Origin of the sequence: Rossellomorea oryzaecorticis (assembly GCF_045897515.1) — a bacterium.
In the GTDB taxonomy this organism is placed as follows: domain Bacteria; phylum Bacillota; class Bacilli; order Bacillales; family Bacillaceae_B; genus Rossellomorea; species Rossellomorea enclensis.
The window spans coordinates 56,538-79,314 of record NZ_JBJOSA010000015.1 but is presented as its reverse complement, the minus strand read 5'-3'; the positions used below and the strand labels follow the sequence as shown (position 1 = coordinate 79,314).

Sequence of the window (22,777 nt, the reverse complement as noted above, 5' to 3'; positions counted from 1 at the left end):
GAGAATAGGGGAACTTGGGTATTTCCGGCTTGTTGTACTTCTAAAAGACCACGGTCACCAGCTAAATTAAGTCCGCAAGCCGTTGTACGTAAGAAACAATCTTTAAGAAAACAGTCTTTAATCACAAAAAGGTCTGTCCTTCAACTTGCTGAAGGACAGACCTTTTATTTGTTTACAGTTCAGGCTTAGCCTGTGTGGAAATGCTCGTTTTCGGAAGCGATTTGACCTCCCTGAAACTGACGAAATTCTTTCTGTCTTCGTCCCATAAACGGAATTTGAGCGATGTCAGGCTCGTTGCCAGGGTGATCGTCGGCACATGCTGAAGCTCAGGGATGCTGTTATGCGTTTTTTCCAGCCTGTAGTTCGGCACCCTCGGGCTTAAATGGTGAATATGATGATAGCCGATATTCCCTGTAAGGAACTGCAGGACTTTCGGAAGCTTGTAATATGAGCTTCCTTCCACAGCAGCCAGCACATATTCCCACTCATTGTCTTCTTCAAAGTAAGAGTCTTCAAACGTATGCTGAACGTAGAACAGCCAAATTCCGGCTGCTCCCGAGATCATAAAGATCGACCCCTGTACGATCAGGAACTGCTGCCAGCCGACTGTTACACACATAAGAGCTGCGGCTGCAGCGATCAGTACGTTGACAAGATACGTGTTTTTGCGTTCTTTTTTTCTGGCGTTTTTACGATTGAAACGATTTTTGATCAGGAAGACCCAGATCGGTCCCAAGACAAACATAACGATTGGGTTGCGGTAGAATCGATAAGCAAGACGCAGTTTAAGCGGTGCTGCCTTGTATTCATCAACCGTCAATGTCCAGATATCACCGGTACCGCGCTTATCCAGGTTGCCGCTTGTTGCATGGTGGACGGTATGATCGTGTCCCCATTGATCAAACGGAAACAGTGTGAGGACGCCCATTGCGGTACCCACTATCCGGTTCGTGCGGCGGCTCTTGAAGAAATTATAATGCGTACAGTCATGGAAGATGATGAAGATCCTTGTCAAGAATCCCGCAGCGATCACCATCGGCACTAAAGCAAGCCAATACGATACGGAAAGACTCTGATAGGCAAGAACCCATAAAATAATAAACGGTATCACCGTATTGATTAGCTGCCATATACTTTCTTTTGTTGTCCCTTTTTCAAAAGGTGCTACTTGTTTTTTCAATGTTTTAAGATTTGTCATTTGTTCAGATCCCCTTTTCATTGGGTTGTAAGAACAACTATATAGGAAGCAGTAACATATTTTTAGTAGTAGGTGTCATAGCCTAGGTATGACAAGTGTCATATATTGATTGAATTCACACACAGAAAAACGCCTGATCCCAGTTGTAGTCATGCTTTAGCATGCCCGGGATCAGGCGGGATAAATCGGAAATTCAGTTGATTTTTATAAGGCTTCCCATCTTGATCAGGAATTCGTGTAAATCTGAGATATGAGTAAATTTATATGAAAAACCATAGCTGATCGGCGTTTTCCTATTTTCCGATTCTTTCGGGAAACGTCTTAAGGTGGTACTGTAGTTATAATCGACACCGAAGAGCCTCTCTATAGTCATCTTATCGAAACGAAGTGAATTTCAGCACAATCTTCATGAATTCCTCATAAGACGAATTCCACTGGTTGTACCATTTACGGACGGTTTCGACCAGCCAGAACGGGACCGCTTTCCCGTCAATCAGCTGATAGTAATCCTCATAGCCCTTTTTCAGATGCTCCCAGCGGAAATCGTTTCCGGGAAGGACGTATTCGGATACATCGATGATCTTTGCCCGCCCATCCTTCATAAGGATGTTTTTCAAATGGATGTCGCGGGGATTCAGACCCTTTTCACGTACATAATCCCGGGCAGCTTCCACATCTTCCACGACCTGCCGGGGGATATGGACACCTTGGAGGATGCAGTCGAAGAGTGTGATACCTTCTTCATAACTCAGGACGAGAAAGGTATCATAGGCAGCATAACAGGTGGAGAAATAAGGTGAATCCCCGATCATGCTGTAAACCTCTTCCTCTATCTTTATTTTGTCAGCCTTTTCTTCTGCATACACTTTAAAAGCAAATTGTGGAACATCGAGATGCTGAAAAACAGCCGCGTCCGTCCCCACTCCGATACAGCGGAGGCGGTCATGTCCGCCCGCGATCGTGACTGGTTCATTATTTGGATGGGACGTGACAGTCACCTCGGATAAAGAATCAATTGCAGCTTCCCACTTCTGATTCATGTCATTCTCTCCTCATACAAATTGCTTTCTTTGTTATTCGCACAAATATAGCATGTATCAAAAGGAAACTCCAACTATAGCCTTTTAGTAATTTTTATCAGTCGTTCCTGATTCAGACCGTGCCTACTCACATACAATAACCTGACGGACAAAATTCGCTTTGGTGACTTCGCACCGGTCCGTCATCGTGAACCCGGCTTCATGTATGACGGGATCGACATCCTCGACGGTGACGATGACCACCTTATCAGCAAACCGCCTTGCACTCTGGAGCATTTCAAGCTGTTCCTCCACTGTGATGACGGAACATAGATTATAAGGAAGATCGATGATGGCTGCGTCGTAATGCCCGGTCACTTCGCGTATGTCCCTAAGCGTCACTTCGCCCTCGAGGCCAAAATGTGCGATGTTCTCCCTCACTCCTGTTAGGATCAGAGGATTCCGGTCGCTTCCGACGATATCGATTCCCATGGATAACGCCTCCACGAGAACCGTCCCGATGCCGCAGCATGGGTCGATCAGTTTGATCCCGTCCGTTTTGGGAGCGGCAATATTGACGACCGCCCTTGCGACGCGTGTCCCGAGTGCCGTTGAATAGCTGTGCGGTTTCCGCTGATGATGCAGCCAAACCGCTTCGTTCTTGGCATACTCCCCGAGGATCCAGCGTTCACCGATGTTCATGATGCCAAACAATACACTGGGATTGACAAGGTCCGCTTCTCCCTTGAAATGAAGGCCGACACTTTTTTCTATGTGCCGGAGTTTTTTGAAACCGACTCTCTCTTGATCGGGATTTTGGACAAATACGATTTTGAAGCCATCGAATGAATCCAATTTCTTCACTTCTTCTATCAATTCTTCTATACTTCCACCCTCACAGATAACGCCGAGTCTCTCTTTTATGAACGGGCTTCTGCTTGGATCGATTTCATAAGAGCTTTCAACGATACCCGATTGGGAGTCCACACCGAATAAAGCCCGCCTCTCCAATGCGCATAAGCCTTCTTCATTTGGTTCCCAGGTAAAAGTATATATATATGAACTTGGTACGATTGTTAATGTTTTCATAAATTCATCTCCGTGTGATTCGTTAATTTCCTCAAAGCTGCTATTTCTCCATTGTACCATCCTTGTAAACTACCGTCTTAACGTCTTGAAGGCCCGTCCCTCGATGCGTTAATGCGTCACTGCATCGAGGGATGGGCTTTAAGGGATTACATCACGATCATTCAGGGAACTTCTATATTAAAAGGAGGAGAATGGTATGCCGGAAGGTCCAGAAATCAGGAGGGCGGCCGATCAAATTGAACGCGCCCTTCAGCATAAACAGGTGGCGGAAGTATATTTTGCTTTTCCTGAACTGCAGGGGTACGAGGAGATCTTGCAGGGTGCTGTTGTGACAAGGGTAGACACCAAAGGGAAAGCCATGCTGATCCGCTTTGACAATAACTACACCATATACTCACATAACCAGCTTTACGGAAAATGGTACGTAAGGAATGCATATAACTACCCCAAAACGAATCGTCAGCTGCGATTGGCGTTACATAATGAGAAGAAGTCGGCACTTCTGTACAGTTCATCCGATATTGAAGTGCTGCGGGACGAGGAGGTCGGCGAGCATCCATTCATCGCGAAGGCGGGCCCAGATATTTTGAGTGAAAAGGTTACACCGCAGGATCTGCTGCAGCGGATAAAAGATAGGAAGTTTTTCAGAAGAAGATGGGCGATCCTTCTGTTAGACCAGGGATTCGTGGCAGGGATCGGGAATTATCTGAGATCTGAAATACTATTTGCTGCACGCATCCATCCCTCTCTCCGTCCAATTGACTGCAGTGAAGAACAACTTATAAAAGCTGCCGGATCCATCATCCGATTGATGGAACAATCTTACCGGACAGGAGGAATCACGAATGATCTTGAGCTCGCAGAAAAATTGAAGGCTGAAGGTGTCAAGCGCTCCCGCTATCGTCACTGGGTTTTCAACCGGGAAGGCGCACACTGTTTCATATGCGGCACCGAAATTGAAAAAACACAAGCTGCTTCCAGGAGACTTTACTACTGCCCGGAATGTCAACATGCAGAAGCCCGTCCCTCGGCACGTTAATGCGTCAGCGTGCGGCGGGACGGGCCTTCTTTAGTTTCTTGCCTCGTGGACTTTTAGTTTCTTCCCTTTAACGGTGGTGGTTTTCATGGCTTGGAGGACAAGCGGACCTTTTCCGTTGAGGATATCGACATAGGTCAGGTTTTCCTGGATGGTGATGATGCCGATGTCTTCTGCGTTCACGCCTTCGATTTTGGCGATGGTCCCGACAAAATCCACTGCCCTGAGCTTCTTTTTCTTTCCGCCATTGAAATAGAGCTTCATGATTTCTTTATTTAATCGTTCGCTTTTATCCGATTTGATGTCCGGCACCTGATTCAGTTTTTCTTCAAAAGCACTCGCCGCCATCTCAACCTGGTCTTTTGAAGGGGCCTGAACTTCAGCGATTGTAAAGCCGATATACGCTTCGATCTCCTCCAGGAATTTATCTTCATAGGGAGTGATGAACGTGATCGCTTTTCCAGAGTTCCCTGCACGTCCTGTTCTTCCGGTTCGATGGACGTAGCTTTCTTTTTCAAGTGGAAGATCATAATTGATGACGTGTGAAATCCGCTCCACATCAATCCCTCTTGCAGCTACATCTGTTGCAACCAGATAACGGAATTCTCCCCGTTTAAATTCATCCATCACCTCAAAACGGGCTTCCTGATTCATGCCGCCATGAATCTTATCGACAGGATATCCTTTATCAAATAACTCGTCACAGACCTTATCTACATTCTCTTTTGTCCGGCAAAAAATGATGCAGCTATCCGGATTTTCAACGGTTATCACATCCGTCAGCAGTGAAAACTTATCTTTCTCCTCCACTTGTATGACAGAGTGGTCAATTTTATCAGTGGTGACGCCCTTCGCTTTCACCTCGATGTTCACGGGGTCTTTCATATATTTGTGGCAGAGCGATTCGACGTCCTCCGGCAGTGTGGCTGAGAATGTCAATGTCACTCTGTCGGCAGGGAGTTCCTTTATAATCGCTTCAACCTGTTCGATAAAGCCCATATTGAGCATCTCGTCCGCTTCATCTATGACTAGATAGTTCAACTTGTCCAGCGGGAATGTCCCTTTTTCGATATGATCAAGTACACGGCCGGGTGTACCTGCGACCACATGCGTTTTTTGGTTCAGTTCAAGCTTTTGACGGTGAAAAGGGGATTTCCCGTATACGGCAGCGGCCTTGATCCGCTTAAATCTTCCTATATTGGTGATGTCTTCTTTCACCTGGACCGCAAGCTCCCGGGTAGGCGTAAGGACCAGTGCCTGGGGCTTGTTCTCTTCCCACTCCACCATTTCACAAAGCGGAATCCCGAATGACGCCGTCTTTCCGCTTCCGGTTTGCGATTTCACGACAAGATCTTTCTTTTCCAACGCAACAGGCAGTACCTTGGACTGCACTTCTGTTGGAGTTTCATATCCTAATTCCATCAGGGCCCTGGTAATTTCCACGCTGAGCCCGAAATCGGAAAATCGTTTCGTATTCATATAACACACCCTCATTTCATTTTAAATGTCCGCATAAAAAAAGGACCCTGCAAAGAGAGTCCTTCGTTTAAAGCTGTTACGCTTTGTTTACGTTAGCCGCTTGAAGTCCGCGTTGACCTTGTTCTGTGTCAAACGTTACTTTTTGACCTTCGTCTAAAGATTTAAATCCTTCGCCTTGGATAGCTGAGAAATGTACGAATACATCTTCTCCACCTTCGATTTCGATGAAACCGAAACCTTTTTCTGCGTTAAACCATTTTACTGTACCTTGTTGCATAATTGTTTCCTCCTGCGTGGAGTCGAAGTCCACATGTTATTACTATTGTTGCTCAAGTTAGATATCAAAGGCGAAAAGTTTAAATACTTTCATTCCTTACAGACCGAACAAAAATAATTCTTCCTAACCTTAACAGGTAATGAAGCTAAAAGCAAATCCTTTTAAAAATCGCTGACTGCAGCCGGCTTTTTGTGACACATTTATTTCTCTGCATCCGATTTATTCCCGTGCTTCACACCTTTACTCTTATAAGGCTTATTGCTCTTTGCCTTATTGGCTCCTGCCTGCCAGCGATTCCAGCCTTTCTTGCCGGTCCCTTGACCCGTTCCGCTTTTTTTCTTCGGTTTGCTCATGCGTTCCCTCCTCCTTATGTGCAGCATGTCTTTAAGTTCAACATCATACCATAAGATCCATTGAAAAAACAGGGCCCGTCCCTCGGCGCGCTAATGCGTCAGCGCAGCGAGGGACGGGCCTTTAGCATGGTGAAGAACAGTCCTATACCTGGTCAGTCTTTGACATTCAGTCCCCAACGCAGGTATTCGATCAATAATTCGGTTTGTTCTTTTAACTTTATGCTTTCTGAATCGAGGATGGCGTGATCCACGGCGAGTCCGTCGACATAGGAAATGATGTACCTGGCGATGACCTCCGGAGCGAATCGGGGGGCAAATTCGCCTGCCTCTATTCCTTTTTCAATGATTTTCGTGGTCGCTGTATACGCATGGTGGTACCTTTCTCTCGCATGCTCCTGCCTTCTCTTTTCATTTCTTCCTGTAATGAAGTATTCAAGCTTGGAGGGTGCGAGCGGGTCCATTCTATCGCTCGGTTCCTTTGATTCTCCCATAAAGGTCATCAACAGTGCGTCCCAATAAGATCCCTGGTCTTCAATCATCATCTGCAGCGACTCATCGAGGCTTTCCTGCTGCTGTTCCCCGATCAGGGCCTCAAAGAGATCTTCCTTATTATCGAAATACTGATAGAGACCACCCCTGCTCACCCCGGCTTTATCCATCACGAGTTTCATCGTCGTATTTTCATATCCATGTTCAATGAAGACTTCCTCTGCAGCCTGCAATAATTGATTACGTCGCTGCTCCTTGTGTTCCCGGCTTACTTTCGGTGACATGATTCTCCTCCTCTGCTACTTTCTTTCGAATCGCAATCGATACAGCGAACAATACGATCAGCAACGACCCCGTCACGATAAAGGAAGGGATGATGCCGATGACTGTCGCAAGTGCACCCCCGGCCAATGGACCGATGATCGTGGCTGTCGTCGTGGTACTGTTGATGACTCCAAATACCCGCCCCGTCATGTTCACAGGGGTTTTTTCCTGGACTGCAGCCTGGAATGGAATGAACACGAGGGCAGCCGTACCTCCTGCGAACAATCCCAGCGCCGGCATCCAAACCAATGAAAGACCTGCATCATAGTAAGTCAGGATTCCCATCACCCCAAATCCAAGACCGATTCCGAGCACTCCGATGCACATATAGATGAATGGGTTATAATCCGTCTTTTTCGACAGGAATATCCCGGTGAGCAGCATCCCGACGCCAGATCCCGTCACGGTATAACCGAATAAATCCGGGGACGCGTCCGTCAGCTGCCGAAGCAGCACGATGATTTGGGAGTCGGATAATTGAAGGATCAGCAGACTGATACCCAAAAGGAACAATCCATACATCATAAAGGTGCTTTTTTTGAGGAACTGAAATCCTACTTTTAATTCTTCCTTAAATGCAGTGCCTTTTTCTTTCTTCTCCTTTTCATCGGCAGTCTCAACTGCCCTCACCGCCTTCGGCAAGGTGAAGATCAGCAGGGCTGAAATGAAAAAGGTGGCCGAGTCGATATAAAAAACATTGTACGTCCCCACAGCGGTGACGAGGATTCCGCTGACCAGCGGACCGATGACCTTCGTGCTTGAATCAATCATCGAGGTCAGGGACATCGCCCCCTTGATCGCAACATCGGGAACCAACTCCTTCAATTTACCATTCTTCGCCGGAACAAAGACTGAAGAGAAAATCCCGATGAGAAAAAGGCAAACGTACACCATCCATACATTTGAAGCAAGCGTCAACAGAAGAATGAGTCCCCCTCGGATCACATCGGATACAATCATCAAGGTCTTCCGTTCCATCCTGTCAGCAACCGTCCCGGAGACCGGGCCCAACAGAGCCATCGGCAATGCCAGACTGAGGATGATGAACGACATCTGCATCGGTGTCGCTTCCCATTTTAAACCGACCAGCGTAATGATGGCCACAATACTCAGCCAATCCCCCAGACTTGAAATGGCCTGAGCCGTCATCAACGTAATGAAATGTTTATTCTTTCCCAATGATGTTGACTCCATTTATCACTACCCCCTTTTCACAAAATAGACAATCATGTCGTTTTTCTCACTTTAATTATATCGACACGAATGTCTCTTTTCAATCCTTTTTTTGAAAAATATAAAAATTGGGCTTATCCTATCGGCTAATTCCCTGTATTGGCTCTGGCAATAGTCTTTCTATATGTATGTGAGCCGCTTTTGATCAAGTTAGGAAAAGTTCTTTTTTAAGTAAAACACCCTATTCCATAAAAAATTTTCAAAAACGGGTTCTAAAAGACACGAATGTCGTTTATAATAACGACACAGGTGTCAATTTTATTATTGCAACTGCATATGATTTAAAAAAGCACAAACCAAAGAAGTTCAGAAAGGAGATTGAATATGATTGTCGTCTTGTTCACTTACTTGTTCCATATTGATTGTGAAACGAAAAAGCTTCATGACCGGAATCTGGACCGCCGTGCAGAATTAAGAAACCGTTTGTTTTAAAATCTAAAATCGAAATGGAGGAATTCTTATGTTAACCATGATCAAATTATTTTTCTTCAACACACCGAATCCGGAATTGAAACGAATCCAGGAAGAAATCCTGGACCGCCGTGCAAGCTTTCGGAATCAATTGATCTAAAATCACGTGAAGAATATAAGGAGACAGATATGAAGAAGTTCGCTTATCAATCCACTTAGCCGCCCGATGTCTTTATAAATTTCACAAGATGCCGGGCCCCCGTGTTTTTACTCACACGAATCCCTGAGAACTCCACAAAAAAAACTCCGGGTCCATACTGGACACCGAAGCTTTGCTCATCAATCTTCACTTATTTTAATGACAATCTTCCCTTTTGCATGATGGGTTTCACTCAAGGCATGTGCGTCCTTCAATCCTTGTTCACTAAAAGTGAAGGTTTCGCCTATGACCGGTTTCAGTTCACCTTTTTCGTAGAGATCGGCAAGCTGTTTCAACTGCTCGCCTTTCGGCTCAAGCCACAGGAAGCCGGCTTCGACGCCGTACTCCTTTGCTTCATCCTCTTTGGGAGGCTCGGCGATGGAGACGAGCTTTCCGCCTTTCTTCAATACTTTATAGCTGTTTGACTGGACTTCTCCACCCATTGTATCAAGGACGATGTCGAAATCCTCGAGGACCTCGCTGAAGTCTTCCTCTTTGTAATTGATGAACTGGTCTGCCCCCAGCGACTTCACAAATTCTTCATTCTTGCCGCTTGCCGTCGAGGCGACATGCGCCCCGAAGCTTTTGGCGATCTGGATGGCAAAATTACCGACTCCTCCTGAGCCTGCATGGATCAGGACCTTATCCCCTTCTTTGATATCTGAAAAGTCAACAAGGCACTGCCATGCCGTCAATCCTGCGAGCGGGATGGCCGCCGCTTCCTCAAAACTCATCGACTCCGGGATCGGGGCGAGCAGGTGATCGTCGACGGCGACATACTCCGCATATGTACCGCGATTGGTCGTATCGGGCCGTGCAAATACCCTGTCGCCGATTTCGAAGCCTTCTACATTCTTTCCTTTCCTTGCCACGACGCCGGCTGCATCCCAGCCCAGGATGATCGGGAAGTCAAAGGGAAGCATGTCCTTCAAATATCCTTCTCTCACCTTCCAGTCAATCGGGTTGATCGATGTTGCGCGGTTGGACAACAGAATTTGATTGTCCCCGATTTCAGGCTGTTCCACTTCCCTTTTATTCAGTACATCCTTATCTCCATATTGATCGATTACAATGGCTCTCATCCATTTTCCCTCCCATTATTCGTTCCGAAAACCCCTCTTGGAGGCCCGGATCATCACATAGAGATATCTTTCCCTCAACTTCTTGTTTTCTAAACACCGGAACACTTTTAAAAAAGCCCGCCCCTCGCATGGCTTTAGGATGAACACATGGAGGGACGGGCCTGGGCCGCTTATTTTGTTGTGATGTATTCTTTCAGCACTTCCAGGACATACGCCTGATTGGCTTTTGCTGTATCGGGATTGTACTGTCCGCCGTTCACTTTGTTATTCGACAACACGCGGATTCCGAGAAATGGAACATCGTATGCGGCCGCGATCTGCGCACCGGCTGCTCCTTCCATTTCCTCCACAGAGGTGCCATACTTTTCATGGAACCAGTTGATGCGGTCCACTTCATTATTCCATACGTCTGCGGAACCGATCGTCCCCTCGACGACTTTCCCCTTCTCGTATTTTCCTTTCACGGCTTTAGCCGCTGCAAGCAGGCCTTCATCGCCTTCGAAATAACGGATATTCTCTGCGTCAGGATCTTCCCCGGCACTCCCTTCAGAGGCCATCAAGTCCATCGGGATCCATTCCTTCGGTTCGATCCCTTCCCCTTCATTCAAAGCGCCTGTTTTCAACGACCCAAGGTTGACCGTTCTTTCCCCCAGCACGATATCAAATACGTTCAGCTCAGGATCGTGACCTCCTGATGTTCCCTGATTGATGATGGCAGCAGGGTCATATTTTTCAATTGCCACTGCCGTCGCAGCCGCGGTATTTTCCATTCCCTTTCCTGTCTTCGCAACGATGACCGGGTACCCTTCCAGCTTCCCTTTATAAAAAACGAATGATCCGGATTTTTCCTCTTTTACATCTTCCAGATGTCCCGCCAGCTTTTCAGCTTCGATGGGCATCGGGCCCTGGACGATGATTGGCTGCTTTTCCTTTGCTTCTGCAGCCCCCTGCTCTTTGGTTGAACTGCACCCCGCAAGCCCCGTCACTGCCAGTGCGGCAAGGATGATCAGGGAAATGAATTTTTTTAACATGTTGTACCCTCCTGTTGAATGCTGTCTCATATAAACACAATAAAAAATCCGGAAAAAGAGAATGTTCTCTGCCTTCCGGACCGTGGAGTCAAAGTATAGGTAACCAGGGGATGCAAAATATACCGATATCCCCCTCTGTTCAGATTCTCACTGAAAAACCGAACAATACTTCAACCCGTAGTCCGGTTCTTCCAATGGGAACCAGGTAGAGACTCTCAGACCATATTACTGAGTTTATACGAGTGTGCTATGTAGTTTGATTACGAAGTAAGTCTAACAGACGGGAAAATCGAATTCAACCGTAAACACGAAAATAAAACAGTAATATTTTTATATCGTTCGTGTTTATGACAAGAAAGCCCGTCCCTCTTCCAAGTAAATGAGGTGCGGGCCGCAAGACTTTCTTTAGTTGGTTCACGCACTTTCCACCCGGTTTCTGCCTCTGTTCTTTGCCAGATAAACGGCCCGGTCCGCAGCCTCAAGCAATTCTTTCGGCTCAACGCCGGGCGTGGCGGCGATTCCGACAGACAAGGTAATGGCTATGCTGACACCGTTGTGACGAAACGGATGACCCTCTACGGCTTCCCTTACCCGTTCCATGATCATCCTTGCATCCTCCCTGCTGCAATCCGGCAGAAGGACGACGAATTCTTCCCCTCCGTACCTCGCCACAATATCGACATTCCGAAGGCTGCCTGCAATAAGTGCGCTGACATGCTGCAGCACCCTGTCCCCGGTGGCATGGCCGTATTGATCATTCACTTTTTTGAAATGATCGATATCGATGAAACCGAGGGATAAAGGGGAAATCTCCTCGTCATCGCTGTATTTTTTAAAATAGCGCAGGAAAGTCCTCCGGTTATACAATTTCGTCAATGGATCCCTGCCGGCTTTGTCCATCAGGTCCAATTTGTTTACATGTTCATCAATCATATCCTTCACAATCCAAACAAGCAGCAGGCTCAACAGGATGTTTGCAGGGAAAACGGTCGGCATGATCATACGCAGGACATCGTTTATCGGAATCACTCCCAGCAGGGCGATGATGAGTGTGTTCAGCACGTTTAATGTCAGTACCACCGTCCACATCTTCCTCCGGTACGTCCATGACCTGGTCAGATGGGAAATCAACACGCCGACAAGGGCCAGGAAGAGCATATTGATGAATCCCACCGCGGCAGCCAGACTATATCCGAACGTGAATCTCATCAATCCTGTCCCGATTCCGACCCATACAATATAACGGCGCTTTGTCGCATAAAGGGAAGCAATGATAAGCGGGACGAAACGAAGGTCAAAGATCACCGATTCGGTCAGGTGAATGCCGAAATACATGGAGACCCATCCGGTCAGTGCCGCAATCACAACGAGGGTGATTTCCTTCAGATCCCCGTCTGCGTTCATGAGGAAATGCTTGTACAATAAAGAGGTCAGATAAATGAATGAAATCATGAGACCGAGATTAATGATGTATTCCTCGATATTAATCATTGCCTCTCCCTCTTTTCCCCTAGAATACTCACTTTCTTATCTATACCCATCCTGATTAAAAAGTAATACTATTTTACTAGTTAAATATAACTATTTATTAAATAGTAATACAAATAGAAAAGCACATTCAAAACTGAATGTGCTTTAATGTGGTCGATCACTTTATCTCTTTAAATCTTCATCTCCCAGCGTTCCTTCTGCGTTTCCTTGAGCTGTTTCTCCGTTTCTTCAGGATAGACGGTCCGGAATTTATGGGTCTCGGCTGGAATGATTTCAATCATCTTCTGAATCATATCCTCAGGATCGAACTGATCCTTTAACCCTTCCTGCTGCTTTTCGATGTCTTCTCTGCGGGTAAAATTCTTCTCATCATCGAACCATTTCCAAATTTCCTCTCCGCTTCGTTTGTTGAACCCGGTCTCAAATGCTCCTGGATTGATGGTCGCGACTTTCACCCCGAATCCTTCAAGTTCTGACTTCATCGTTTGGGCGATTCCTTCGACTGCATGCTTTGTTGCTGTATACGGACCGACATAAGGCGTCGCTGATATCCCCGCCATCGAGCTCATGAAGATGATTTTCCCGCTTCCCTTCTCCACGAGTTTCTTCGCCGCGATCTGAGCGGTTTCCAGCGTTGCAAAGACATTCACCTCAAAAAGGGCACGGAACCGGTCCATCGGCACTTCCGCAAGCGGTCCGCCTTCATTGATTGCCGCATTCGCCACAAATACATCGAAGTCATATTTTGCGATTTGTTCCTGATCGCGCGGATTGGTGATGTCGAGCTTGAATACTTCCATCTCCAGCCCTTTATCTTCTGCTTCCCGCATGAGATCCGTCTTCTGTGAAGTTAGTTCCGTCGTCGCAATCACGCGGTGTCCTTCCTGTGCCAAACCGAGCGCTGCGCCTCTTCCAAGTCCGCTTCCCGCGCCCGTTATAAAAATCGTCTTAGCCATTTCATATTCCTCCTGTTAAGTTGCTTCTAGTCTATTTCTTCCCTTAACTTGAAATATGAAACATAAATGAAAGGCCCGTCCCTCGACGCATTAACGCATCAAAGGACGGACCTTTATCTTTATCATGTACCGCAGAACGTACGGTATGGACGTTCCGAAGGAGGAGCCGGTGCACAGTATTCTTCCTGTTCCGGAGAATGTTCATATGGATGGGAAAGGACTCGAAGCAGTCTTTCCATCACACTGAGATCTCCTCTTTCAACTGCAGCTTCCAGCGCTTCCTCCACATGGTGATTCCGCGGGATGACAGCGGGGTTGCTGTTCCTCATCAGGCTGCGTGCATCTTCTTCCGATTCCTGCTGGCGGCCGGTCCTCTCCTGCCAGCGCTTTTCCCACTGATCGAAGGCCTCTAAAGAAAATAAAGCAGAGTCCCCTTCCCTGCCGAATGTGAGGGCACGAAAGGTATTCGTATAGTCGGCTTTCTGCTCATGCATCATCCCGAGGAGTTCCTCGATCAGGACCTTGTCCCCGTCCTCTTCTCCGAAGAGTCCAAGCTTCGCCCTCATCCCTTTCAGCCAATGGGCATGATACAGCTTCGGGAACCGGGAAATGGCATCCTGGGCGATCCCGACGGCCTGCTCGCTATCATCATGCAGGAGCGGCAGCAGTGTTTCGGCGAAACGGGCGAGGTTCCAGCCTGCGATCGGCGGCTGATTCCCGTATGCATAACGACCCTGCCTGTCGATCGAACTGAAGACCGTCGCCGGGTCGAAAGTATCCATGAAGGCGCATGGCCCGTAATCGATCGTTTCCCCTGAGATCGTCATGTTATCGGTATTCATCACACCGTGGATGAAGCCCGCAAGCTGCCATTTCGCCACCAGTTCAGCCTGGCGCCCGATCACTCCATTCAATAATTGGAGGTACGGATTCTCCGCGCCGGCTGCTTCCGGATAATGACGTTCGATTGCATAATCCGCCAATGCCCGGACATCATCTTCAGAACCGAACTTCGAGGCATATTGGAATGTTCCGACCCGCAAGTGACTAGACGCCACGCGTGTGAGGATGGCTCCGGTCTGTTCGGTTTCCCGGATGATGGCTTCCCCGGTCGTGACGACCGCAAGACTCCTGGTCGTCGGGATCCCGAGGGAATGCATCGCTTCACTGATGATATACTCGCGAAGCATCGGCCCGAGTCCCGCGCGGCCGTCTCCTCCCCTGGAATAAGGCGTCCTCCCCGCCCCCTTCAGTTGGATGTCGAAGCGTTCACCCGCAGGCGTCAGCTGTTCACCCAACAGGACGGCACGGCCGTCCCCGAGCATGGTAAAATGCCCGAACTGATGCCCCGCATACGCCTGCGCCAACGGCTCAGCGCCCTCCGGCGGCTCATTGCCCGCAAACACTTCCACCCCCGATTCACTCTGCAGGATATCCGTATCCAGCCCGAGTGACTCAGCGAGCGAACCGTTCAGGATGACAAGGTGCGGCGAAGCAACGGGTGTCGGCATCTGCTTTCTATAAAAAGTCTGCGGAAGAGATGTGTAGCTGTCGTCAAAATTCCAGCCTGCTTCCGTTGTTTTCTTTTCCTTCATGTTATATCCCCTTCTTTCCGAATGATCTTCCACATGTCCATCTCGTATCGGGTTTCTATCACCATACTAACATACGTACACTTCCCCTATAGCCTTCTCTGCCTAAGGAAGGTTATACTTATTCCTTCTTTGTCTGAAATGATTTACTATAAATATAACTATCAAATGCTGGAGGTCACACCATGAACGTAATCGAAACAGAACGTCTCATTCTTCGGAGAGTCGAAGAATGCGATGCAGCATTCATTTTTACACTGCTAAACGAACCTGGATGGATCGAATATATCGGTAATAAGGAGATCCGGACAACCGAAGACGCGGTACACTATATACAAAACGGACCGCAGGCGATGTATGAGCAGGAAGGATTCGGCCTGTTCCTGGTTGAATTGAAGGAGAATCATAGTCCCATCGGGCTGTGCGGGCTCATCAAGAGGGAAGGCCTTGAAGAGGTTGACATCGGGTTTGCCTTTCTTGAAGATCATCAGTCCCGGGGATATGCGCTGGAGGCAGCGAAGGGAACTGCTGCCTATGCGAAAGAAATCGGCCTGAAACGTCTGGCTGCGATCACCACGAAGGACAACCTCCCTTCTTCTAGGCTGCTCGAAAAGCTGGGAATGCAGCTTGACGGATACGTGACCCTGCCCCATGACACCGAGGAATTAAAGAAATATACGATGACATTATAAAAGGCTGTTTTCTAAAAGATTGTTGCTTTTCGTAAATTATCTAGTAGCCTGAATGCTTCTTCTGGACGTGCTCTTTTCGAATTCAAGTTTAAACAACAGGTAGAAGTACATCAGAAAATACCCAAGTTCCGGTATTTTCTTGTATGTAAAGCAACAAAGCATGCGAAAAGAGCTTTATAAAAAAAGCCCTTCCTCCACTGATTGAACAGTGACGGAAGGGCTTTTCATTATTTAGCCTGAAGTCTGTTGATGCGGTCATCAAGGTCCGGGTGAGTAGAGAAAATGGCTGATTTTCTGCGGCCGTTGATTTTCAACGTGGAGATGGCTGTATCATCCTCGCCTCTCATCCGTGCTGAATAGTCTTTCAGCATGCGCAGGGCATGGACCATTTTATCCTTACCGGCAAGATCCGCCCCGCCGCGGTCTGCATGGAACTCTCTATGACGGGAGTACGCGAATACCACCAAACTTCCAAGGATCGAGAAGACGATCTGGAAAAGGATGACGGCAATGAAATGGACGATCGGTGCCATTTCTTCTTTTACAAAACGGGACGCAATCCATGCTGCAATCCTTGAAAGGAACACAACGAATGTATTGACAACACCCTGCAGAAGCGTCATGGTCACCATATCGCCGTTCGCCACGTGGGCAACCTCATGGGCGATGACACCTTCCACGGCATCGTCGTCCATCTCGCGGAGAAGTCCTGTTGAAACTGCCACGAGGGAACGTTTCTTAGACGGCCCCGTTGCGAAGGCATTCACTTCAGGCGAGTCATAGATTCCAACCTCAGGCATATGCATAAGTCCTGCAGCTCTTGATAGACGGTGGACTTTCTCGACAATCCCCTGTTCTGCTGAGGACAGAGGTCCGTTCGGATCAAGCACACGGACATTCATCATTCTCTTTGCCATCCAGCGGGACATCGCAAGAGAAATAAAAGATCCGGAGAAACCGATTATGGCACTGAAGATCAAGAGTGCCCCGAAATCTATTCCACCCGTCTCCTTAATATAATTTCCGGCTCCAGTCACCGAAAAAATGATGGAGATGGTGAGTAGAACCAAAATATTGGTTAATAGAAAATAAAAAATTCGTTTACCCATCTTCAATCTTCACTCCTGTTTTTTTAAGTTCATATGAACTTATATTTGAACTTATTATATAGCTTTTATTGATAAAATTCAATCAATTTTTACTTGGGGTGCAATTGACGGGGCTTTTGGGAAGACGTACTATAAGAAGGAGATTTAAGATAAGGGGGGTTGACTGTGGAACACTATACATTATCACGCAAGAATATGGCTGACCTGCTGCACTCACTCAATGGCCAGCACGATAAAACCCCTGTCATGATACTGAAAGAAGCCTGGCTGCTAACGAACAAAGAAGAGATGAGCAGTTTAATCACTTCCGGGATTCCTCCCATTTTCGAAAAAGTCCTGAAACATACAAAAAATGAAATCGGGTTTTCCATCAATGAAATCGTATCCCTCGGGAATCAGATTGAATATACCCACCTCTCCCCAAGCGCCGTCCAGAATTGGGTGAAGCGGGATATCAAGGAACTGGTGGGAAGACCCCAGATCGGCAAGAAATATAACGTCGATCAGGCCACCATGCTCTTGATCGTCGAGGACTTGAAGTCATCGCTTGACTTCGATTCCATCCGCAAGATACTGACTCTTATTTTTAATAATCCAGAAGACCGGTCAGATGATGTCATCCATCCCATCGACCTCTATTCTGCCTATGCGGCCGTCTTTGAAAAACTCCATCACCACCCGCTTCCAACGGTTGACGGCTCATGTTCCATGAACGAATGGATCGAGCAATTCGTACATACTGAATGCCGAAATATTTTGCCTGCATTCAACCAATTGAAAGAAGAGCAAATGGACGCGGTATTGAATGTCCTCATCCTGTCTTCCTTAAGCGTGCAGGCAGCCTATTACCAATCAGCCGCCAAACATTATGGTTATGCGGCGTTGTTTATGCAGGAAAAATAGAAAAGACCCGCCGCCTGCTGTATTGATGTGTTGATACAGCTGGGGGCGGGTTTTTATCATTCTGGCCGAATTGGACGGACTGGCCGGGTTTGATTTCAGGATGAAAGCCGGCGCCGGGGATTGGGCATGTGAGAAAATCTATAGGAATTTAGGGCGGAGAACTGACTGCGTGGACTTATTTAGAATAATTCTAGTAAGATCATAAATTTGAAATTAGGATCGTAAAATTGAAATTAGGATCATAAATTTCTATTTAGGATCATATAATTCTAATTTGGATCATAAATTTCGTTTTAGGATCATAAACCCTGCCTGGGTCAGTAATCTATAGACCAAAATGCAGCTTGAAGGCAATCGAACCGGCTAAATCTCGGATTTGAGGGTTAATCTCTCCCCAAAATAGTCAAATATCAATCATTTCGAGCTAAAAACAAGCCAAAATCCCATGTTAAAGTCCCCTCCTTAAAATCCACGTTCCTCCTTTTCCCCTTTCAACTTCACAACCAACGCCATAACCAGTAATATCACCCCGATCACACCACCGGCAAACTCCGCTATGTAAAAATCCCCGTCCCTTATCAAACGAATCAAAAATCCGCCGTCGAAGATGACGGTCAGGGCCATCCCGCAAAACGATAATGCCTGTTTCATCATACAACCTCCCCTCCATATTCTCAGTCATGCCTAAAATCATACCGATCTCCCGGCACATCCAACATGTGGCCATTGATGACGACAGTATCGTCATCCTTCCAGGTGATATTCGCATCCTCCTCCCGGTAGCTCCAATAGATTGTTTTTACCTTGTGTTCATTTTCATTAAAAACCAGTTCACCGCGGACCGCATACGATACGGTCGCTCCGCCGTTTGCCACATAGGTTCTTACAGTGTAGGTGCCATCAGGTGAAGTTTCTTCCGTAAGAAAATCCCCCTCCGGCAGGCGGCCCATATCATAAAACAGCCAATAAACACCATATCCAATGATTCCGGCAGTGATCAATCCAACGATCAGGAATATGATGAGCACTTCTTTGAAAACTCTTCTTTTCTCGCTTCTAAATGCTGCATCTGAATCCATCATTTAACTCCTTACTTCACCATGTTGCTGATAAGACAAAATCTTCTCTCTTAATCCGCCGATGCTTGTAAAAAGGATATAAGTTTCAGTTTTTGTCTGGATGACCACCCTGTCGGTATGCCCATAAGGATTGCCGATTCGGATCGCTGATTTTTCCCTGCCGCCATATGTATCATCATCCTCCACATTCACAATGTCTGCCAGGGGGATCTCAATCTTGCTCAATTGCCATCTGATTTGGAGAATTCCTTGATTTTCAGTCACTTTCAGTTCGAATAGTTCCATTCATCCCACACCTTTCTAGGTTGATTTGTACATCCCGTAGAAAAGGGGCTCACTCGCCGCCCCCGCCTCCGCATCCTCCGTCTCCACCGCCGAACCCTCCGCCGTCAAACCCGCCGCAGTGGTCGGAATTGTCATTGTCACCGCCGAAATAAACCGGATGACTTCCTCCGTCTGTATGCTTCCTCTCTGAAGGGTCAGCCATGAGTTTTGCAATGAAGACAATGAAAAACGGTACCAATATGATTAAAAAAATTCCAGTCATCTCAATCACCTCTTACAATTATTTACGGATAATAAAAGGAAAAGTTTCAATTTTTTGTAAAAATAAAAAAAGCTCCCGACTAAAGGAGCTTTCAATCCACTTTATTTAAAAATGATCGAAATGATTTCATCCATGCTCATTCCGCTTTCGATCTGGAATGTGCCCGGTCTTAATTCATTCTCGAGGCCGCGGTTTTCGACTTCTTTGTAGAATTTCATCCCGTCATCGATGATTTTTGCCTCTTCCAATGCATTTCCGATGTCAATGCTCGTCATACCCATCGATACGTTCAGGATGGTACGGTAAACGACATCGTCTTCATTTTTCTTTTTTGATTTTTTCTCAGGTTCGTCTTCCTTGGCTTCAGTAGCAGCAGCGACCTGCTTGTCCCATGCTTCCTTCGATTGGACGACAAAGCCTTTGGCAGTCAGCTGTTCGATCATTTCGTCTTCTGTGAGTTTTTCTGTTTTTACTGTTTTTCCATCGGATTTCTCGGTGCTTTCCGCTTCTGAAGGGCCGAAGAAATAGACTCCACCGGTTGCTGTTGCGGCAAGCAGGAGGCCCAGGGCAAAACTGCGCAGGGAATTAGATGTCATTGTGCCACCATGCCCCTTTCAGCCTTTCTTGTCATATAAGGCGTAAGCATGCGCTCCACTTCAGTCTTAGGCAGCTTTAATTTAGCTGCGATGCTTTCTGTTGAGTACCCCCGTTTATAGAGATCAAGCATGTCGCGAAGCATTTGGCGCTCTTCTGAAGAAGTTTCCATCGCGCCGGATTGCTGGGCGGTGATTTCAGCGTCCAATTGCATATTACGGATCTGCTTTTCAAGTTCATGGACTTCATTCAAAACAGAAATTGAAGCATGTTCCACCTGCTGCTCCAGCTGTGATTTTTGTTGTGTCGTTTTAATTAACGATATAATGAGCAGCACGACGGCTGTACCGAACAAAATGGCGATTATCCATCCCATCATCTGTTCCTCCTTTAAATATGTATGTAACTTTCATCAATTCTAAATTATACCGTGACATCCAGAAAAATTCGATTTAAAAGGACAAAACCCCACGAAAGTCCTGTTTTTATGACAGAATATCGGATGCCCACCTGGACATAGGAGCTATTCCAACTGAAACAATGAAAACTGATACAAAAAGGAATAAGCTTTTCCAATAAAATCAAAACTAGAGAAGAACTTGACCGATTCGAAAGGGAGTGAAACATCATGGCAAAACCTACTCAAGAGCAGCAGCACGAAGCAGCAAAAAAGCTTGCTGAAAAGCAGATGAGCGACAAGGATGAAATCATGTCAGTTCAAACGGACGGAACACAAAAGAAGCAGAAATAATGTCAAACAAAGAAAGCACCCGTCAAAAAGGTGCTTTCCTGTTTCCCACCATTACTTCATTAAATAAACCCGTGCCTCATACGGGCGGAGCTCCACTTCACGGAGGTCCGTGCCCGCTTCAACCCCGTAGTTGCCAATGAGCAGGTCACCTGCACTTTCATATTCTGAAGGAAGTTTAAATACAGGATTTTCAGAAGAGAAATTGAGCATGACAATCATGGTTTGGCCCTCATATTTCCTGGTGTACGCATAAATCTTGTCGTGGTCAGGCATGAGCAGGTCATATGAACCGTATACCATGATTGGATATTCTTTACGAAGCCCGATCAGCCTGCGGTAATAATTGAAGACGGAATCGGGGTCTTCCACCGCCTGTTCCGCATTGATCTCCGTGTAGTTCGGATTCACCTTCAGCCATGGGTCGCCGGTCGTAAATCCTCCGTGCTCCGAATCATCCCATTGCATCGGTGTGCGGGCATTGTCGCGGCCCTTCACGTAGATGGAATTCATCACAAGGTCGTGATCTTCTCCGTTTTCGATGACTTTTTCCCGGTACATATTCAGGGTCTCGATGTCCTGATAATCCTCAATGGAATCGAATCTGACGTTCGTCATGCCGAGTTCTTCACCCTGATAGATATACGGGGTCCCTTTTAACGTATGAAGGAACGTCCCGAGCATTTTCGCTGATTCCACCCGGTATTCCTTGTCGTTTCCGAACCGTGATACCATTCGCGGCTGATCGTGATTGTTCAGGTACAAACTGTTCCAGCCTTCATGCTCGAGCCCTTTCTGCCACTTGGTGAAGCTGTCGCGAAGTGCACTCATCTTCATCGGACGAAGATCCCATTTGCCGCCTGGACCGGAGTCAAGGTCCACGTGTTCAAATTGAAAGACCATATTCACTTCTTTACGGTCCTCGGCTGTATAAAGCTTCGCTTCCTCCACGTTCACCCCGGGCATTTCACCGACTGTCATGACGTCATAGCCGGACAGCGCCTTCTTATTCATTTCCTGAAGATAGTCATGGATTTTCGGCCCGTTCATGTAGTAGTCTCCGCCCGGGGCGAACTTCCGGCCGTCCGGTAACTCTGCATCCGGCAGCCCGTCCACTTTTGAAATGAAGTTGATGACGTCCATCCGGAACCCGTCGATCCCTTTATCGAGCCAGAATTTCATCATGCTATACACTTCTTCACGGAGCTTCGGATTCTCCCAGTTCAAGTCCGGCTGCTTCTGGCTGAACAGATGCAGGAAGTATTGATCCGTTGCCTCATCGTATTTCCATGCAGATCCGCTGAAGCACGACTCCCAGTTATTCGGCTCGCTGCCGTCTTTGCCGTCCCTCCAGATATAATAATCCCGATAAGGGTTCTCCTTTGATTTCCTGGATTCCACGAACCACGCATGCTCATCCGAGCTGTGGTTGACGACGAGGTCCATGATCAGCTTCAAGCCGCGCTTGTGCATCTCATCGAGGAGGCGCTCCCAGTCTGCCATCGTCCCGAATTCATCCATGATCCCCCGGTAGTCACTGATATCATAGCCGTTGTCGTCGTTGGGAGATTGATAGACCGGGGACAGCCAGATCACATCGATTCCGAGTTCCTTCAGATAATCAAGCTTCGAGATGATCCCGTTGATATCGCCGATCCCGTCGCCATTCGAATCCTTGAAGCTGCGGGGATAAATTTGATAGATGACCGCTTCTTTCCACCATTGCTTAGACATAAAACCGCTCCTTTATATGAAGTAAATCATTATTCTACAATAAAGTTAGCATACTATGAAACCGGTTGCATTAACAGTGATAATTCATATGCCCGTCCCTTACCGCAATGAA

The 22,777-nt window shown here is 47.0% G+C and carries 25 protein-coding genes and 1 riboswitch; of the genes, 4 read left to right on the top strand and 21 right to left on the bottom strand.

Annotated elements, in window-relative coordinates; all coding sequences use genetic code 11:
• Positions 1–172: 172 nt before the first annotated feature.
• The 3 genes from ACKA06_RS16050 to ACKA06_RS16040 all read right to left on the bottom strand — a co-directional run bounded on the left by ACKA06_RS16050 (position 173) and on the right by ACKA06_RS16040 (position 3,306).
• Positions 173–1,198 carry a fatty acid desaturase gene (locus ACKA06_RS16050; protein WP_032086150.1) on the bottom strand — a complete coding sequence of 342 codons (1,026 nt, stop codon included), beginning with the start codon at positions 1,196–1,198 and terminating at the stop codon, positions 173–175.
• Positions 1,199–1,572: 374 nt separating this feature from the next.
• Positions 1,573–2,238 carry a serine/threonine protein kinase gene (locus ACKA06_RS16045; protein WP_411160122.1) on the bottom strand — a complete coding sequence of 222 codons (666 nt, stop codon included), beginning with the start codon at positions 2,236–2,238 and terminating at the stop codon, positions 1,573–1,575.
• A gap of 123 nt (positions 2,239–2,361) precedes the next feature.
• Complete coding sequence (locus ACKA06_RS16040) at positions 2,362–3,306, bottom strand: TRM11 family SAM-dependent methyltransferase (protein ID WP_411160121.1); 945 nt, start codon at positions 3,304–3,306, stop codon at positions 2,362–2,364.
• A 196-nt stretch (positions 3,307–3,502) separates the two neighbouring features.
• On the opposite strand from ACKA06_RS16040, the gene nei reads away from it, so the two are divergent.
• Positions 3,503–4,345, top strand: coding sequence for an endonuclease VIII (nei, locus tag ACKA06_RS16035; RefSeq protein ID WP_197670427.1), 843 nt, complete (start codon positions 3,503–3,505; stop codon positions 4,343–4,345).
• Positions 4,346–4,375: 30 nt separating this feature from the next.
• Here the strand turns inward: nei and ACKA06_RS16030 are convergent, their stop codons facing one another.
• The 10 genes from ACKA06_RS16030 to ACKA06_RS15985 form a co-directional block, all read right to left on the bottom strand.
• Entirely contained in the window at positions 4,376–5,821 is a 1,446-nt protein-coding gene (locus ACKA06_RS16030; protein WP_411160120.1) for a DEAD/DEAH box helicase, read from the bottom strand.
• 76 nt (positions 5,822–5,897) lie between these two features.
• Complete coding sequence (locus ACKA06_RS16025; protein ID WP_032086164.1) at positions 5,898–6,098, bottom strand: cold-shock protein; 201 nt, start codon at positions 6,096–6,098, stop codon at positions 5,898–5,900.
• Between the two features lie 200 nt (positions 6,099–6,298).
• Positions 6,299–6,451, bottom strand: a complete 153-nt coding sequence (locus tag ACKA06_RS16020) for a DUF3934 family protein (RefSeq protein WP_074439936.1) — start codon at positions 6,449–6,451, stop codon at positions 6,299–6,301.
• Positions 6,452–6,603: 152 nt separating this feature from the next.
• Positions 6,604–7,224 (bottom strand): TetR/AcrR family transcriptional regulator, encoded by a 621-nt coding sequence (locus ACKA06_RS16015; protein WP_411160119.1) that lies wholly within the window; start codon positions 7,222–7,224, stop codon positions 6,604–6,606.
• A complete protein-coding gene (locus ACKA06_RS16010) occupies positions 7,181–8,458 on the bottom strand; it encodes an MFS transporter (protein ID WP_411160118.1) in 1,278 nt (425 codons plus the stop codon). Before ACKA06_RS16010 ends, ACKA06_RS16015 begins: the two co-directional genes overlap by 44 nt.
• Positions 8,459–9,247: 789 nt before the next feature.
• Positions 9,248–10,189 (bottom strand): NADP-dependent oxidoreductase, encoded by a 942-nt coding sequence (locus ACKA06_RS16005; protein WP_411160117.1) that lies wholly within the window; start codon positions 10,187–10,189, stop codon positions 9,248–9,250.
• Positions 10,190–10,359: 170 nt separating this feature from the next.
• Positions 10,360–11,220, bottom strand: a complete 861-nt coding sequence (locus ACKA06_RS16000; RefSeq protein WP_411160116.1) for a 5'-methylthioadenosine/S-adenosylhomocysteine nucleosidase — start codon at positions 11,218–11,220, stop codon at positions 10,360–10,362.
• A 158-nt stretch (positions 11,221–11,378) separates the two neighbouring features.
• Positions 11,379–11,482, bottom strand: a riboswitch (purine riboswitch).
• A 152-nt stretch (positions 11,483–11,634) separates the two neighbouring features.
• Positions 11,635–12,711: a GGDEF domain-containing protein gene (locus tag ACKA06_RS15995; RefSeq protein ID WP_411160115.1), complete on the bottom strand. Its 1,077-nt coding sequence runs from the start codon at positions 12,709–12,711 to the stop codon at positions 11,635–11,637.
• A gap of 170 nt (positions 12,712–12,881) precedes the next feature.
• Positions 12,882–13,667, bottom strand: a complete 786-nt coding sequence (locus ACKA06_RS15990) for an SDR family oxidoreductase (RefSeq protein ID WP_197670420.1) — start codon at positions 13,665–13,667, stop codon at positions 12,882–12,884.
• 122 nt (positions 13,668–13,789) lie between these two features.
• Positions 13,790–15,262 carry a protein adenylyltransferase SelO gene (locus tag ACKA06_RS15985; protein WP_411160114.1) on the bottom strand — a complete coding sequence of 491 codons (1,473 nt, stop codon included), beginning with the start codon at positions 15,260–15,262 and terminating at the stop codon, positions 13,790–13,792.
• A gap of 182 nt (positions 15,263–15,444) precedes the next feature.
• On the opposite strand from ACKA06_RS15985, the gene ACKA06_RS15980 reads away from it, so the two are divergent.
• Complete coding sequence (locus ACKA06_RS15980) at positions 15,445–15,951, top strand: GNAT family N-acetyltransferase (protein WP_411160113.1); 507 nt, start codon at positions 15,445–15,447, stop codon at positions 15,949–15,951.
• Between the two features lie 227 nt (positions 15,952–16,178).
• On the opposite strand, the gene htpX is transcribed toward ACKA06_RS15980, so the two are convergent.
• A complete protein-coding gene (gene htpX / locus ACKA06_RS15975; protein ID WP_064566213.1) occupies positions 16,179–17,060 on the bottom strand; it encodes a protease HtpX in 882 nt (293 codons plus the stop codon).
• A gap of 165 nt (positions 17,061–17,225) precedes the next feature.
• Between htpX and ACKA06_RS15970 the strand changes: the two genes are divergently transcribed.
• Positions 17,226–17,963 (top strand): DUF1836 domain-containing protein, encoded by a 738-nt coding sequence (locus ACKA06_RS15970; protein WP_032086106.1) that lies wholly within the window; start codon positions 17,226–17,228, stop codon positions 17,961–17,963.
• A gap of 462 nt (positions 17,964–18,425) precedes the next feature.
• Here the strand turns inward: ACKA06_RS15970 and ACKA06_RS15965 are convergent, their stop codons facing one another.
• The 6 genes from ACKA06_RS15965 to ACKA06_RS15940 all read right to left on the bottom strand — a co-directional run bounded on the left by ACKA06_RS15965 (position 18,426) and on the right by ACKA06_RS15940 (position 20,562).
• Positions 18,426–18,614 carry a hypothetical protein gene (locus ACKA06_RS15965; RefSeq protein ID WP_411160112.1) on the bottom strand — a complete coding sequence of 63 codons (189 nt, stop codon included), beginning with the start codon at positions 18,612–18,614 and terminating at the stop codon, positions 18,426–18,428.
• 23 nt (positions 18,615–18,637) lie between these two features.
• Positions 18,638–19,045: a DUF5412 domain-containing protein gene (locus ACKA06_RS15960; protein ID WP_411160111.1), complete on the bottom strand. Its 408-nt coding sequence runs from the start codon at positions 19,043–19,045 to the stop codon at positions 18,638–18,640.
• A complete protein-coding gene (locus ACKA06_RS15955) occupies positions 19,046–19,327 on the bottom strand; it encodes a SunI/YnzG family protein (protein ID WP_197670412.1) in 282 nt (93 codons plus the stop codon).
• Between the two features lie 49 nt (positions 19,328–19,376).
• On the bottom strand, positions 19,377–19,589 hold the full coding sequence (locus ACKA06_RS15950) for a hypothetical protein (RefSeq protein WP_032086099.1): 213 nt from the start codon (positions 19,587–19,589) through the stop codon (positions 19,377–19,379).
• A 101-nt stretch (positions 19,590–19,690) separates the two neighbouring features.
• Positions 19,691–20,185, bottom strand: a complete 495-nt coding sequence (locus ACKA06_RS15945) for a hypothetical protein (RefSeq protein WP_197670410.1) — start codon at positions 20,183–20,185, stop codon at positions 19,691–19,693.
• A complete protein-coding gene (locus ACKA06_RS15940; protein WP_244888115.1) occupies positions 20,182–20,562 on the bottom strand; it encodes a hypothetical protein in 381 nt (126 codons plus the stop codon). Before ACKA06_RS15940 ends, ACKA06_RS15945 begins: the two co-directional genes overlap by 4 nt.
• A 249-nt stretch (positions 20,563–20,811) precedes the next feature.
• Here ACKA06_RS15940 and ACKA06_RS15935 point away from each other — a divergent pair, with 249 nt between their 5' ends.
• Complete coding sequence (locus tag ACKA06_RS15935; protein ID WP_269751515.1) at positions 20,812–20,934, top strand: hypothetical protein; 123 nt, start codon at positions 20,812–20,814, stop codon at positions 20,932–20,934.
• A gap of 51 nt (positions 20,935–20,985) precedes the next feature.
• Here the strand turns inward: ACKA06_RS15935 and ACKA06_RS15930 are convergent, their stop codons facing one another.
• Positions 20,986–22,665, bottom strand: a complete 1,680-nt coding sequence (locus ACKA06_RS15930; protein ID WP_411160110.1) for a glycoside hydrolase family 13 protein — start codon at positions 22,663–22,665, stop codon at positions 20,986–20,988.
• Positions 22,666–22,777: the final 112 nt, after the last annotated feature.

Coding starts and splice junctions, on each gene's coding strand:
- ACKA06_RS16050 (WP_032086150.1), bottom strand. CDS start 1,198: ATGACAAATCTTAAAACATTGAAAAAACAAGTAGCACCTTTTGAAAAA.
- ACKA06_RS16045 (WP_411160122.1), bottom strand. CDS start 2,238: ATGAATCAGAAGTGGGAAGCTGCAATTGATTCTTTATCCGAGGTGACT.
- ACKA06_RS16040 (WP_411160121.1), bottom strand. CDS start 3,306: ATGAAAACATTAACAATCGTACCAAGTTCATATATATATACTTTTACC.
- nei (WP_197670427.1), top strand. CDS start 3,503: ATGCCGGAAGGTCCAGAAATCAGGAGGGCGGCCGATCAAATTGAACGC.
- ACKA06_RS16030 (WP_411160120.1), bottom strand. CDS start 5,821: ATGAATACGAAACGATTTTCCGATTTCGGGCTCAGCGTGGAAATTACC.
- ACKA06_RS16025 (WP_032086164.1), bottom strand. CDS start 6,098: ATGCAACAAGGTACAGTAAAATGGTTTAACGCAGAAAAAGGTTTCGGT.
- ACKA06_RS16020 (WP_074439936.1), bottom strand. CDS start 6,451: ATGAGCAAACCGAAGAAAAAAAGCGGAACGGGTCAAGGGACCGGCAAG.
- ACKA06_RS16015 (WP_411160119.1), bottom strand. CDS start 7,224: ATGTCACCGAAAGTAAGCCGGGAACACAAGGAGCAGCGACGTAATCAA.
- ACKA06_RS16010 (WP_411160118.1), bottom strand. CDS start 8,458: ATGGAGTCAACATCATTGGGAAAGAATAAACATTTCATTACGTTGATG.
- ACKA06_RS16005 (WP_411160117.1), bottom strand. CDS start 10,189: ATGAGAGCCATTGTAATCGATCAATATGGAGATAAGGATGTACTGAAT.
- ACKA06_RS16000 (WP_411160116.1), bottom strand. CDS start 11,220: ATGTTAAAAAAATTCATTTCCCTGATCATCCTTGCCGCACTGGCAGTG.
- ACKA06_RS15995 (WP_411160115.1), bottom strand. CDS start 12,711: ATGATTAATATCGAGGAATACATCATTAATCTCGGTCTCATGATTTCA.
- ACKA06_RS15990 (WP_197670420.1), bottom strand. CDS start 13,667: ATGGCTAAGACGATTTTTATAACGGGCGCGGGAAGCGGACTTGGAAGA.
- ACKA06_RS15985 (WP_411160114.1), bottom strand. CDS start 15,262: ATGAAGGAAAAGAAAACAACGGAAGCAGGCTGGAATTTTGACGACAGC.
- ACKA06_RS15980 (WP_411160113.1), top strand. CDS start 15,445: ATGAACGTAATCGAAACAGAACGTCTCATTCTTCGGAGAGTCGAAGAA.
- htpX (WP_064566213.1), bottom strand. CDS start 17,060: ATGGGTAAACGAATTTTTTATTTTCTATTAACCAATATTTTGGTTCTA.
- ACKA06_RS15965 (WP_411160112.1), bottom strand. CDS start 18,614: ATGAAACAGGCATTATCGTTTTGCGGGATGGCCCTGACCGTCATCTTC.
- ACKA06_RS15960 (WP_411160111.1), bottom strand. CDS start 19,045: ATGATGGATTCAGATGCAGCATTTAGAAGCGAGAAAAGAAGAGTTTTC.
- ACKA06_RS15955 (WP_197670412.1), bottom strand. CDS start 19,327: ATGGAACTATTCGAACTGAAAGTGACTGAAAATCAAGGAATTCTCCAA.
- ACKA06_RS15950 (WP_032086099.1), bottom strand. CDS start 19,589: ATGACTGGAATTTTTTTAATCATATTGGTACCGTTTTTCATTGTCTTC.
- ACKA06_RS15945 (WP_197670410.1), bottom strand. CDS start 20,185: ATGACATCTAATTCCCTGCGCAGTTTTGCCCTGGGCCTCCTGCTTGCC.
- ACKA06_RS15940 (WP_244888115.1), bottom strand. CDS start 20,562: ATGATGGGATGGATAATCGCCATTTTGTTCGGTACAGCCGTCGTGCTG.
- ACKA06_RS15935 (WP_269751515.1), top strand. CDS start 20,812: ATGGCAAAACCTACTCAAGAGCAGCAGCACGAAGCAGCAAAAAAGCTT.
- ACKA06_RS15930 (WP_411160110.1), bottom strand. CDS start 22,665: ATGTCTAAGCAATGGTGGAAAGAAGCGGTCATCTATCAAATTTATCCC.